Origin of the sequence: Listeria sp. ILCC796 (assembly GCF_900186175.1) — a bacterium.
Lineage (GTDB): Bacteria > Bacillota > Bacilli > Lactobacillales > Listeriaceae > Listeria > Listeria goaensis.
This window is the reverse complement of record NZ_FYBV01000001.1, coordinates 82902-96111: the sequence shown is the minus strand read 5'-3', so window position 1 is coordinate 96111 and position 13210 is coordinate 82902. Positions and strand designations below refer to the sequence as shown.

General features: G+C 44.2%; 10 protein-coding genes. All 10 read right to left on the bottom strand.

Annotated features, from left to right (window positions below; genetic code table 11):
* Positions 1-137: 137 nt before the first annotated feature.
* Entirely contained in the window at positions 138-1826 is a 1689-nt protein-coding gene (locus CFS04_RS00485) for a MucBP domain-containing protein (protein WP_088808643.1), read from the bottom strand.
* Between the two features lie 564 nt (positions 1827-2390).
* Entirely contained in the window at positions 2391-3017 is a 627-nt protein-coding gene (gene pyrE, locus CFS04_RS00480) for an orotate phosphoribosyltransferase (protein WP_088808642.1), read from the bottom strand.
* Positions 3014-3715: an orotidine-5'-phosphate decarboxylase gene (gene pyrF / locus CFS04_RS00475; protein WP_088808641.1), complete on the bottom strand. Its 702-nt coding sequence runs from the start codon at positions 3713-3715 to the stop codon at positions 3014-3016. The genes pyrE and pyrF overlap by 4 nt, the downstream gene beginning before the upstream one ends.
* The gene (locus CFS04_RS00470; RefSeq protein WP_088808640.1) at positions 3712-4626 is read right to left on the bottom strand and encodes a dihydroorotate dehydrogenase; all 915 of its coding nucleotides are present in this window, start codon (positions 4624-4626) and stop codon (positions 3712-3714) included. Before CFS04_RS00470 ends, pyrF begins: the two co-directional genes overlap by 4 nt.
* Positions 4623-5384 (bottom strand): dihydroorotate dehydrogenase electron transfer subunit, encoded by a 762-nt coding sequence (locus tag CFS04_RS00465; RefSeq protein ID WP_088808639.1) that lies wholly within the window; start codon positions 5382-5384, stop codon positions 4623-4625. The genes CFS04_RS00470 and CFS04_RS00465 overlap by 4 nt, the downstream gene beginning before the upstream one ends.
* Positions 5385-5402: 18 nt before the next feature.
* A complete protein-coding gene (carB, locus tag CFS04_RS00460) occupies positions 5403-8588 on the bottom strand; it encodes a carbamoyl-phosphate synthase large subunit (RefSeq protein ID WP_088808638.1) in 3186 nt (1061 codons plus the stop codon).
* Positions 8581-9675 (bottom strand): carbamoyl phosphate synthase small subunit, encoded by a 1095-nt coding sequence (locus CFS04_RS00455; protein ID WP_088808637.1) that lies wholly within the window; start codon positions 9673-9675, stop codon positions 8581-8583. Before CFS04_RS00455 ends, carB begins: the two co-directional genes overlap by 8 nt.
* Entirely contained in the window at positions 9672-10949 is a 1278-nt protein-coding gene (locus CFS04_RS00450; protein ID WP_088808636.1) for a dihydroorotase, read from the bottom strand. The genes CFS04_RS00455 and CFS04_RS00450 overlap by 4 nt, the downstream gene beginning before the upstream one ends.
* A complete protein-coding gene (locus CFS04_RS00445) occupies positions 10937-11848 on the bottom strand; it encodes an aspartate carbamoyltransferase catalytic subunit (RefSeq protein WP_088808635.1) in 912 nt (303 codons plus the stop codon). The genes CFS04_RS00450 and CFS04_RS00445 overlap by 13 nt, the downstream gene beginning before the upstream one ends.
* Before the next feature lie 70 nt (positions 11849-11918).
* The gene (locus CFS04_RS00440; protein ID WP_088808634.1) at positions 11919-13190 is read right to left on the bottom strand and encodes a solute carrier family 23 protein; all 1272 of its coding nucleotides are present in this window, start codon (positions 13188-13190) and stop codon (positions 11919-11921) included.
* Positions 13191-13210 lie beyond the last annotated feature (20 nt).

Genomic DNA, 13210 nt, shown 5'->3' with positions numbered 1-13210 from the left:
AAAATCCCCCCCTTAAGCTGTGCAATAAAAAGCACAACTTAAGGGGGGATTCCTCATCTTGTCCCATTTCAATGGGTTAGACAAATGATAATAAATGTTCTTGCTTATAAGAAAAGTTGAATCTATATCAATTAAAATTAACGTTGCGTTTGTTTTCTTCTAAAGAACAAACCAAATGCGCCCAGTACGAGTGCTCCACCAAACAAGATAAGAAGTGGACTACTTGTATCTCCAGTTTTTGGAAGTTCCATTTTACTAGTTTGCTTTTGATTCAAGTTGTTATGACCGTTGCCAGTTCCGTTATTCGTTGCTGGTACACCATCTTTTTCGTAAACGAAGTTAACTGTTTGTGGTTCTTCTGTGAATACGCCAGAAGCATTAGCCGGATCTTGAGCAATCAGTTTGTAGCCTTGAATGTCTTCCGCTACAGCTTTATACTGAGTTCCAAGTTCTCCGGAAATCTTTTTAGAAGGAGCAATTTTATTACCATTTTTATCTACAAAGTTGATGGTAACTTCACTTTTTACAGAATTGTCAATTTGTTGATATACATAAGTGACTGTTTGTGCTTTATCACTGAAGGTACCTGTTGCATTAGCAGGTGTTTCTTTTAAATACCAACCAGCAATTGTTTTTGCTTCTGATGTATAGTCCGCGCCAACATTTCCGCTTAAAGTATCCGCTGGTGCTAATTCATTTCCTTTTGTGTCCACATATTTCACGGTCACATCTGCTGCTGCTTGAACTTCTGCTATTTTCTTAAATGGAACTTGTAAATTGACATTACCACCATCTTGTTCAAAAGTAACCATTTTACTTAGATTTTCTTGATAAGTGGCTTCATCAAATTCATATCCTTCGAAGTTTGCAGCAATTCCATCTAAATCAAATTTTTCTGGACTTGCCCCAACAGCAGCTTCAAATTGTGCTCCATCTATATCTCCACTCATATATGCAACCATATTACTAAGCACATCACTCCATAATATTTCAGAGTCTAATGTTCCTGATCTTAAATCATTATATGTGGCATCTTTTGCTAAATCACCAAATGTCACAGTATCTGTTGGTACGCCATCTGGATATGCATATGATAAGTTGAGTGATGACACTAACTCTTTACATTTACCATCTACAGAATAAAACGAAATACCTACTGTTCCTTTATTTACTGCATTTTGATTATTTGTATACGTGTAAGTTACAGTTTGGTTTGTTTCACCAAATTGTCCATTTTGATTGCTAGGAAGTTTTGTTTCATCTAAGGTGTAGCCGTCGATTATTTTTGCTTCTGTCGTATATGCCGTATTCAAATCACCTTTTTGAACAGTATCATCTGCAATCTTTGTACCATTCTGATCAACATATTCCACCGTTGTCGTCGACTGTGTATTCACCGTATATGGATATACTCCACCGTTACCAGCACCATCATAATATTCTAGGCTAAAGCTCCCAGCACCAGCTTTTGTAGGAGTCCCTGAAAGAACTACATCCAAATATTGATAATGAGTCCCATCGTCACTTTTAGGTCCGTATACTACCTTATAATTAATTCCATCCATATCGGTTAAAATCACTTTCACATCAGAAACATAACTTCCCCATTCACTATTACTTGAAGCTTGGTCTTGAACATGAAGAGTTTTCGTTACAGGTTCCCCGACTGTTAATGTTAAATCACTAGTAGCAGATAAAGTTTGATCACTTTCTAATGTTGCTGATTTTTTCTCAGAATCTCCTACTTTTGCTGCGCTTACATATAATGGTGCTTGAGCAACCAAAGCAGTTGCAAGTGTAATGATACCTACTCGTTTTAAATTCATATTTTTTCTCCTTTTTAAAAATTAATTAGTATAACTTTATAGATTGATTTTGAATATCAAACTATTATTTTTAAGATATTCACATCCTTTACCGAAAATTCTGAACTATATTTTTAGATTTAATTCTAGTGATTTTTAACTAAGAGACTATACATATCAGATTATCTTTCTTTTTTTTAATTATATCCCTGTATAATTTAATTTTTTTCATCTCTTTAGTTTTTATGACTTTTCTTCAAATTAAGTTCATTTGTATTTTCTTATCAAAGTATAACAAAGAATAAAGATTCCCATTTGTGTAAATTTCCCAGTTTCATTCTTTTTTTGTGACAATTTTTCAAAGGCAATAATTTTTTATTATATATCTATATTTATGGATTTCATATGTTTTGTGATAGTTTTTGCTTATAAAAATATTCCCTCCTAAGATTTTTGTTTTTAAGCAAAAAAGAAAATTGAAGCAAAAATCCTGTCAATCGTATAAGATTTAGGACATAAATAAAAAATAAGCATGAATCCAGTAAAAGCTATTTTAAAAATGGCTTTTACTGGATCCATGCTTATTTATTTCCCAAATGCTTCTGGATTTTTATTCCATTCTTGTAGAATTTGACGCTCATTTTCTGTGACGTAGCCTTCTTCAATTGCGACATCAATTAGTGTTTCGTAATTGGTCAGTGTGACGAGTTTAATATGTGCTTCGCGCAATCGTTTTTCACTAACAGGTAAGCCATATGTAAAGATTGCGGCGATGCCGAGCACAGTGCAACCGGCTGATTCAAGGGCCTCTACTGCTTTTAGCGAACTTCCACCAGTTGAAATAAGGTCTTCGATGACGACAACTTTTTGACCGGGCTCGATTGGTCCTTCAATTTGGTTGCCTTTACCATGTTTTTTTGCTTCACCGCGAACATATACCATCGGCAAGTTGAGTAAATCGCTTACCCATGCAGCATGTGGAATACCTGCTGTTGCCGTTCCTGCAACAACTTCACAGTCTGGAAATTCAGCTTTAATTTTTTCAGCTAAGTGCATCGCAATCATTTTGCGCACTTTTGGAAATCCTAGTGTTAGACGATTATCACAATAAATCGGTGACTTCATACCTGATGCCCATGTAAACGGGTCACTTGGCTGCAAAAAGACAGCCTTTATTTTTAATAGTGCTTCTGCCGTGTTTTTTTCCATCATTTTCCCCACTCCTCTACAATTTTCGCATATGCTTTTTGTGGATTTTCTGCTTGTGTAATTGGACGACCAACCACAATGGCACTCGCTTGCATCTCTCGTGCCGCACTTGGTGTGACGATGCGCTTTTGGTCATCAGATGCGGCGTTTGCTAGGCGGATTCCGGGCGTGACACATAAGAAGTCTGGGTGCGTTATTTTTTTGATGTCATGCGCTTCAAACGCGGAGCAGACCACACCGTCAAGGCCTGACTCGTAGGCGAGCGAACTGTAATTTAAGACAGACTCTAAAAGCGTCGTCTGAATTTGTTGGTCACGCTGCATGTCTGCTTCACTCGTACTCGTAAGCTGCGTCACGGCAATCAGTTTCGGGCGTTTGCCACCTTGGCTGCCTTTTACAAGTCCTGAAAGCGCGGCTTCCATCATGCGTTTTCCGCCGGCAGCATGGACGTTCACCATGTCGACACCAAGCCGCGCAATGACCGCCATGGCGCGTTCCACCGTGTTTGGGATATCATGCAGCTTTAAATCAAGGAAAACTTCGTGCCCTTCCGCTTTAAGCGATTCGACAAAGGCTGGGCCAGTCGCATAGAACAACTCCATTCCTACTTTTAGCGCTAATTTCTCTTCTGCTATTTTTCCCAAAAATCCTGCGACTTGTTCTGCTGTACTAAAATCTAGCGCAATAATTGGTTTTGTCATCTACCTGCCCCTTCTTTCCTCAAGTCTTCTAGCGTGCTTATACCAAGCTCGTCCATGCGAGCAGGAAGTGCATCAATCAGCTTTGGACAAATATGTGGATCCGTAAAATTGAGTGTACCGACTGCGACCGCGTCCGCGCCAGCGATTAAAAATTCCAACACATCATCCACCGTTTGAACGCCGCCCATCCCAATGATGGGGAGTTGTGTGATTGTGCGAACTTCATGAATCATTCGAATTGCCACTGGCTTAATCGCCGGGCCTGACAAGCCACCAGTGCCATTTGCGATAATCGGCTTGCGCGTTTTTAAATCAAGCCGCATGCCAAGCAGCGTATTAATCATCGTCAAGCCGTCCGCGCCAGCTTCAGAAGTCGCTTGGGCAATCGCCTTAATATCTGTCACATTTGGCGAAAGTTTCACATAAACAGGCACCGTTGCCACTTCTTTGACCGCCTTCGTCAATCTGTGCGCCACTTCTGGATCTGTTCCAAAAGCAATGCCGCCGTGTTTGACGTTCGGACAAGAAATGTTCAGCTCAATCGCTTTGACGGCTTTTGCATCACCGATTTTCGCACAAACTGTGACATAATCTTCTTCTGTTGCTCCCGCCACGTTGGCAATAATCGGCGTATCAAATTGTTCGAGGAAAGGCAGTTCTTCGTTCATCACCGCATCTAAACCGGGATTTTGCAAGCCGATGGCGTTTAGCATGCCACTAGGCGTTTCCGCGATTCGCGGCGTAGGATTGCCAAGACGCGGCTCTGGCGTACAAGCCTTAACCATAATCGCACCGAGTTTGTTTAAATCAAACAAATTCGCGTACTCGCGTCCAAAACCGAAACAACCAGAAGCTGGCATAATCGGATTTTTCAAGTTTAAACCGGGAATATTCACTTCTAAGCGATTCATAATTTCACCTCATTTGCGTTAAAAACGGGGCCATCTTGGCAGACTTTAAATTGCTTTCCGGCTTCATTTCCTTTGCAGACACAAGCATAGCAAGCGCCAATCCCGCAAGCCATGCGTTCTTCAAGCGAAAGGTAAACCTCGGCCTCTTGAAAGCTCGTTTGAACGGCCTGAAGCATCGCGCGTGGACCGCAACTAAAAACCGCATCAGGCGACCAGTCGAACTGGTTCGTAATATCCGTCACAAAACCTTGTGTTCCGTATGTTCCGTCGACCGTACTAATATGGACCTCGCCGAACTTGGCCATTTCCGCCTCGTAAAAAATATCCTTTTTTGCCGAAAAACCGTTCACAAACGTTACCGCTGCGCCTAGCGCGTGTAGTTCTTTTCCTAGCTGGTATAAAGGAGGCACGCCAATGCCCCCGCCAACGAGCAGCACCTGCTTGCCCGCTAAATCTTCCTTGACTGAAAACCCATTTCCAAGTGGCCCTAAAACGTCAGCAGAGTCCCCGGCTTCTAACTGTGCCATTTGCCGCGTTCCGTCCCCTTCAACACGGTAAATTAACGTGCATTCGCTGCGCTCTTTATCGTACGCCGCAATACTAATTGGTCGCCTTAAAAGCAAGTCTTGCCTGTTCGGTTTAATCATCAAAAATTGCCCCGGTTGCATATTTAAAACGTCTTCTCCGCCTAAAACCAGTTCAAAAACGCGGTCGGCAATTTCAGTTTGCCTAATGACTGCCATCTTTTTCGCTTCCATGTTTCTCCTCCCGTCTGTTTAAACGGACTGAATCGCTTCTAGTTCAAATGAGCGTGATTCGAGTACGCGTAAAATTGCTTCCGCCGTATCAAGTGACGTACAAACCGGTATGCCATTTTCAACCGATTCGCGGCGAATTTGGAAACCGTCACGTTCTGGTCTTTTCCCACTCGTCAGCGTATTCACCACAAGGGTAATTTGTCCGTTCCGAATGTAATCCAAAAGCGTTTCATGATTTTCACCAATTTTCTTCACTTCGGAAACTTGAATGCCAGCTTCTTCCAGCACTTTCGTTGTTCCAGCAGTTGCCATAATTGTAAAGCCAATCGTGTTGAAACGTTCCGCTAGCGCAGTGGCTTCTTTTTTATCGCGGTCAGCAATTGTTAGAAGCACCGTCCCGTAGTCATGCATTTTTGTTCCACTTGCTACAAAACCTTTATATAGCGCCTTTTCAAGCGTCACATCTTTCCCCATAACTTCGCCCGTTGATTTCATTTCTGGGCCAAGTGACGTATCTACGCTGCGCAATTTCGCGAAGGAGAACACGGGTACTTTTACAAAAATTTCCTTCTTCTCGCGCGCAAGTCCTGGCATAAAGCCAAGCTCCTTCAAGCTTTTCCCTAAAATGACCTTCGTTGCCACATTTGCCATCGGAATGTCCGTAATCTTACTTAAAAACGGCGCCGTCCGACTCGAACGCGGATTCACTTCAATGACGAAAACTTCTTCGCCGCTCACTACATATTGAATGTTCAACATGCCAATAATGCCAAGTCCTGTCGCAAGTTTCGTCGTATAATCCGTAATTTGTTGCTTCACTTTTTGGTTTAAACTTTGGGCCGGATAGACTGCGATAGAATCGCCCGAGTGTACACCTGCACGTTCGATATGCTCCATAATTCCCGGAATAAGCACATCTTTCCCGTCGCTAATGGCATCGACTTCTACTTCCTGACCTTGCACGTAGCGATCGACGAGCACTGGATGTTTCGGATTCACCTTCACTGCGTTGTTCATATAATAGATTAATGCCTCTTCCGATTCGACGATTTCCATCGCACGTCCACCTAGCACGTATGACGGGCGAACTAAAACGGGATAGCCGATTGATTTTGCGACTTCAAGCGCGCCGTCCACAGATGTGGCCGTTTTGCCGGCTGGTTGCGGGATTTGCAAAATTTCAAGCGCCTTTTCAAACTTGTCGCGATTTTCGGCGCGGTCGATGTCTTCTAAGCTGGTTCCTAAAATTTTAACACCGCGTTCTGCTAGCCCTTCCGCCAAATTAATTGCTGTCTGCCCACCAAATTGCACGACAACGCCTAGTGGCTGTTCGATTTCAATGACGTGCATAACATCTTCTAGCGTTAGCGGTTCAAAATACAGCTTGTCGGAAATCGAAAAGTCAGTGGAAACTGTTTCAGGATTATTGTTGATGATAATCGCTTCATAGCCAGCTTGTTGAATGGCCCAAACAGAATGCACCGTCGCGTAGTCGAATTCCACACCTTGGCCGATTCGAATCGGGCCGGAGCCGAGCACGATGACTTTTTCTTTCTCACTGCGAATCGATTCGTTTTCCTCTTCATAACTGCTGTAAAAATACGGTGTCGTAGAGGCGAATTCGGCGGCACATGTGTCCACCATTTTATAGACTGGCAGCAGATTTTCTTGTTTGCGCAAATCGTAAAGCGCGGCCTCACTTGTTCCCCATAACTCCGCAATAAACGCGTCGGAGAAGCCCATTCGTTTCGCCTCATAAAGCGCCTCGAGGTCTCCTTTTTGCTCTTTTAATTTAGTTTCAAGCGAAATGATTTTTTCTAATTTATACAGGAAGAAAAGATCGATTTTTGTTTTTTCGTGAAGGGACTCGATTGTTTCCCCTCGTCTAAGAGCAGCGGCCAAGAAAAACAGTCTGTCGTCCTCTGGGAAGCGAATTTTTTGTTCGAGCTTCTCGGCTGTTGCCTGTTCTGCTTCTTCTAAATACACGTGACTAGCACCGATTTCGAGGGAGCGTGCGGCTTTTAGGAGCGCTTCTTCCCATGTGCGACCAATGGCCATGACTTCGCCGGTTGCTTTCATTTGTGTGCCGAGTCGTCTGTCGCCATTTTCAAATTTATCAAACGGGAAACGCGGGATTTTTGCGACAACGTAATCGAGGGCTGGTTCAAAATGTGCGAAAGTCGTGCCGGTTACGGGATTTTTAATCTCGTCTAGTGTGAGACCGACTGCAATTTTTGCGGCTAATTTTGCAATTGGATAGCCGGTTGCTTTTGACGCGAGTGCTGATGAGCGACTAACACGCGGATTCACTTCGATGACGTAATATTGGTAGCTATCTGGGTCGAGTGCAAGCTGAACATTACAGCCGCCTTCAATTTCGAGGGCGCGAATGATTTTCAGCGAAACGTCTCGCAGCAGTTGGTATTCGCGGTCTGAAAGCGTCTGACTTGGCGCAACAACGATGGAATCCCCTGTATGTATGCCGACTGGGTCCATATTTTCCATGTTACAGACGACCATCGCGTTATCATTTGCATCGCGCATGACTTCGTATTCGACTTCTTTGAAACCAGCGATGCTTTTTTCGAGTAGGCACTGCGTCACTGGGCTTAGCTTTAAGCCACTTTGGACGATTTCTGCAAGTTCCGCGTCATCATGACAAATCCCGCCGCCTGAACCGCCAAGCGTATAAGCTGGTCGAACAATAACGGGGTAACCAATTTGGGCTACGAAAGTTTTTGCTTCTTCTAAATCATGAATGATTTCGCTTTCTGGTACAGGCTGTCCTAGTTCATTCATAAGGTCACGAAACGCCTCGCGGTCTTCCGCTTTTTTGATGGCCGTTAAATCGGTTCCGAGTACTTCCACGTTCATCTCATCTAAAATGCCGGCGCCAGCAAGTTCCATTGCCATATTTAGACCCGTTTGCCCCCCAAGTGTTGGTAAAATCGCTTCGGGACGCTCTTTGCGAATGATGCGCGACACAAAGTCGAGTGTGATTGGTTCAATATATACTTTGTCTGCCATTTCAGCATCTGTCATAATCGTCGCTGGATTTGAGTTCACTAAGACGACACGATAACCTTCCTCTTTTAAACTCAAGCAAGCTTGTGTGCCTGCGTAATCAAATTCTGCGGCTTGGCCGATTACAATTGGGCCAGAACCGATTACTAAAATCGTCTTAATATCCTCGCGTTTAGGCATAATCCATCCGTCCTTCCCGGTCTAAATCCATCATTTCTATAAATTGGTCAAACAAGTAATTAACATCGCTTGGTCCTGGGTTCGCTTCTGGGTGATATTGCACGGTGTAAGCAGGATAATCGCGGTGTTTTAAACCTTCAATTGTGCCATCATTTAATTCAACATGCGTCACGGCTAGATCGGTTTTCAAAAGGGAATCTGCGTCCACCGAGTAGCCATGGTTTTGTGCCGTAAAATCGACGCGTCCCGTAGCAAGCTCCTTCACTGGGTGATTGGCACCGCGGTGACCGAACTTCATTTTAAATGTATCCGCGCCATTTGCGAGTGCGAACAATTGGTGCCCTAGGCAGATTCCGAAAAGCGGCACCTTGCCTTGCAAGCCTAAAATCATATCCTTCGCTTCCGGCACATCTTTTGGATCTCCAGGGCCATTTGAGAGCATCACGCCGTCAGGATGCATGTTTAAAATTTCAGCAGCCGTCGTATCGTAAGGCACAACTGTCACGTGACAATTGCGCTTATTTAATTCCTTTAAAATCGAACCTTTCACCCCGTAATCGACAAGCACCACGCGTTTCCCCTCGCCCGGACTCGCAAATGGCTTCGAAGACGACACCTCACTCACTTGGTCAGAGGGCAGCCTAACAGAACGCAAGTGATGCAGTAAGCTTTCTTTATCGGCATCAGCTGGGGCTAAAATGCCTTTTAATGTTCCAACGCTGCGAATCATTTTGGTGAGTTTACGCGTATCAATTCCCGCAATACCCGGAATGTCTTTTTCCTTCAAAAATGCATCAAGCGTCATTTGTTCGCGCCAGTTGGAAGCAAAATCAGCCGCTTCACGGACAATCACCCCTTTAACCACAGGTTGAATCGATTCGAAATCATCGCGATTGATGCCATAATTCCCAACAAGCGGGTACGTGAAGGTAATCATCTGGCCGTAGTAAGAAGGATCGGTAATCGTTTCCTGGTAGCCCGTCATGCCCGTGTTAAACACGACCTCACCAATTGTTTCCTTGTCCGAGCCAATCTTATCGCCGATAAAATAAGTTCCATCTTCAAGCATTAACATTCTTTTCATCATTTATCCCCCCAAGTGTAGACGATTTCGCCACGTGCGATTGTTAAAACTGGCCATCCGAAACATTTCACGCCGCCAAACGGTGTATTTCTTCCTTTCGATAAAAACGTCTCCGGATTAATTTCCTCTTCTTTGTCTAAATCGATAACCGCAATATCGGCAACATCTCCGATACCAAGATGTCCGTACGAAAGCTTAAATACCTCTGCTGGTTTCTCCGCCATATAACGCGTAAGCTGTGCGAGCGTCCAGTCCCCGTTTTTCACAAAATGCGTGTACAGAAGCGGAAACGCCGTCTCAAGTCCGACAATGCCAAATGCGGCTTTCTCCATTGACACGTTTTTTTCGCTTTCCGCATGCGGGGCGTGGTCTGTTGCGATAAAGTCAATCGTCCCGTCAAGCAACCCTTCTAAAAGCGCGTTTTGATCCTCACGACTTCTAAGTGGCGGATTCATTTTCCAATTGCCAATATCGCCTGGAATGTCCTCCTCATTTAGTAGCAGGTGATGCGGTGAAACTTCTGCCGTCACATGAATGCCAGCGCGTTTTGCGTCGCGCACAACACGCACCGATTCTTTAGTTGAAATATGGCAGACATGATAGTGGCACCCTGCTCTTTCGGCGAGCAAAACGTCACGCGCAATTTGAACGGACTCCGCAATATTTGGAATCCCTTTTAACCCCGATTCCTTCGCGAACTTCCCGTCATGGACAACTCCCCCGTAGACAAGCGAGTTATCTTCGCAGTGAGCGACAACCGCCATATCGAGCTTCGCCGCGCGCTTCATCGCTTCGTACATTGTACCAGCCGTTTGAACGCCAACCCCGTCATCGGTAAACGCAAAAGCTCCTGCGCTTTTTAAGCCCGAAAAATCAACGAGCTCGTCCGTGCCAAGTTCTTTCGTAATCGAGCCATATGGTAAAACGCGAACGCGCGCTGTTTCCTGAATTCGTTCGACGAGTGCAGCCATTTTTTCTGGCGTATCTGGAACTGGCTTCGTATTTGGCATTGAGCAAACCGTCGTGTAGCCGCCTTTCGCTGCCGCTTTCGTCCCGGTTTCAATGGTCTCCTTATGCTCCCCGCCTGGTTCGCGCAGATGCACATGGACATCAATTAGCCCCGGTGAAACAAATTTCCCTTTGACGTCAATAACTGTCGCCGTTTCTTCCGTGATGTTTTCAGCAATCTTCACAATTTTGTCGCCGCTTATTAAAATATCTTGCTTCGTTAATTCCCCGTTTTCGTTTAAAATTTGTCCGTTTTTTAAAATGTACATGTTTTCACCCTCACTTCTTTTTCTTTTAAAACTGCTTCCAAAATTGCCATGCGCATATAAACGCCGTTTGTCATCTGTTCAATAATGCGCGACTTGGCCGACTCTACTAAAGAATCTGCAATTTCCACATCGCGATTAACTGGGCTTGGGTGCATGATAATCGCTTGTTCACCCATTTTATTTGCGCGCGCTTCCGTCAAACCAAATGTTTGATGGTACGTTTCTTTATGGAAAATCGCCTCGCCGTCGTGGCGCTCGTGTTGAACGCGCAGCAGCATGACAACATCTACCGTTTCAACGAGCGTATCCATCGTCATATGCTGTCCAAACGCGCTTAGCTCATTGTTGAACCATTCATCTGGGCCGGCAAAATAAATGTCAGCACCAAGTCGTTTGAGCACTTTCATATTCGAATTCGCCACGCGACTGTGGGAAATATCGCCGACAATGCCGACTTTCAAACCGGTGAAGTACCCAAATTGTTCGCGAATGGTGAATAAATCGAGCAGGCACTGGCTAGGATGCTCGCCGCAACCGTCACCGCCGTTTATAATGGCCATATCAAGCGTGCGTAATTCATCGAAGAAGTTTTCAGCTGGGTGGCGAATAATTGCGATGTCCGTCCCGAGTGCTTGCATGGTTAAAGCCGTATCATAAAGCGTCTCACCTTTTGTTACGCTAGAGGCACCAGGCTCAAAACTTAACACGTTCATGCCGAGTTTTTTCTCAGCCATCTCAAAGCTTGTATGTGTTCGTGTACTCGGTTCAAAAAACAAATTGACAGCGTAGACTTCTTTTTCGAATTTCGTTTTTTCTTCTTTTTTAAAAAAAGCCGCTTGGTTTAAAAGCCCTTCAATTTCTTCATTACTTAGTTCGTCCATCGTCAAAAGATGTTTCATTTTATAACGCCACCTTCCATTTTTTCTATATAAAGACCTCTTTTAGATTTTTCCAAAAGAGGTCTTACATTTACGCGTGTTTCTTCTCGGGAATGACTAAGTTTAAAATAATCCCAACGACAGCTGCCATCGCCATTCCAGTAATTTTCACGGAATTGATTTCTACGAAGAAGCCACCGATGCCGATAACGAGCACGACAGAAGTAATAATTAAGTTGCGGTTAATATTTAAATCGATTTGGTTGTCAATCATCATTCTAAGCCCACTTGAAGCAATAACACCGAATAACAGGAACGAAATCCCGCCTAGAACAGCTTGCGGTACAGATGTGATGATAGCGTTGATGTAGCCAATAAAGCCGAATAATACAGCGAACACAGCCGCCCCGCCAATGACGAAGACGCTATAAACCCGTGTAATCGCAAGCACACCAATGTTTTCCCCGTATGTCGTAACAGGAGGCCCACCGATAAGCGACGCAATAACAGAAGCCGTTCCGTCCGCAATAAGCGAGCGATGTAGCCCTGGATCTTTAAAGAAATTTCGGTTCGTAATTTTGTTTAAAACGAGTTGGTGCCCCATATGCTCAGCCATCGTGACGAATGCAAGTGGCGCCATACTAATGATGACCGTTGCCGTTACAACCGGGTCAGCATCAATAAATGGAATTGTGAAATCTGGAATTTGGAACAAACTAGCTTGTTTGACAAGTGAGAAATCAACGAGACCAAATGGAATGCTTACAAGGTAGCCAACGAAGAAGCCGAATAAAATCGGAATCAGTCCGAAAAATCCTTTGAAAGCAATCATTGCAATCACTGCGGCCATTAACGTAATCAGCGCAACAGCAACTGACTGGAAGCTATAATCGCCACCACTACTTGTTCCCATCGCCATAGCAGCAGCATTTGGTGCAAGGCTAAGCCCGATAACCATAATTACTGGTCCAACTACAAGTGGCGGCAAGACTTTTTGAATCCATTCAACACCTGCATAGTAAACAATTAAAGAAATAATCGCATACACGACCCCGACGGAAAACGTTCCGACCATAACCGAGCCCGGCGAATCTGCCAACATAAACATCGTGAGTGGCTGAATGAATGCGAATGAGGAACCTAAGTAAGCGGGAATCTTGCCGCGTGTAATTGCTAAATACGCGAGTGTCCCGAGCCCACTCGATACAAGGGCGACGCCGGGATTCATTCCTGTCACACTTGGTACAAAAATGGTTGAGCCAAACATCGTAAATAGATGCTGAATACTTAAAACAATCCATTTATTCCAAGTAGGTTTTTCGTGTATATCAAGTACTGGCTTTGCTTCGATTTGTTCTGACATTTTTTTCTCTCCTTTAATTA